At 42.2% G+C, this 325-nt stretch carries 1 protein-coding gene; it reads left to right on the top strand.

Annotation, left to right across the window (positions count from 1 at the left end; translation table 11 throughout):
- Positions 1–69: 69 nt before the first annotated feature.
- The coding region (locus tag E2491_RS12450) for a helix-turn-helix domain-containing protein (RefSeq protein WP_134375983.1) at positions 70–325 on the top strand (256 nt) is incomplete at its 3' end.

Here is a 325-nt window from a genome sequence, read left to right as displayed (position 1 = left end):
TGATATGCTCCCTTCAAAGTAGACAGAGAAATAATAAAAATTCTCTACTACTCTGAAGGGGGCATTTTTATGTCTAAACGAGTAACGAATCATAGGTTAGATGAAAGGTTGAAAGTGGTGTTATCTGTTTTAGATGAGAAGAAGTCGATGGGTATGGTCTCTAAGGAATTCAGTGTTGGCAAGACGACCATCCAAGAGTGGGTCCGTAAATATCAATCTGATGGAATCGACGGATTGAAGGAATCGAAGACCTGGAAAGCGTACTCTCAGGAATTGAAACGACAGGCAGTGGATTATTATCTGGCGGGTCAAGGGAGCCTCAGTG

The organism is Jeotgalibacillus sp. R-1-5s-1 (assembly GCF_004405105.1).
GTDB lineage: Bacteria > Bacillota > Bacilli > Bacillales > Jeotgalibacillaceae > Jeotgalibacillus.
This window is presented reverse-complemented; position numbering and strand designations above follow the sequence as displayed.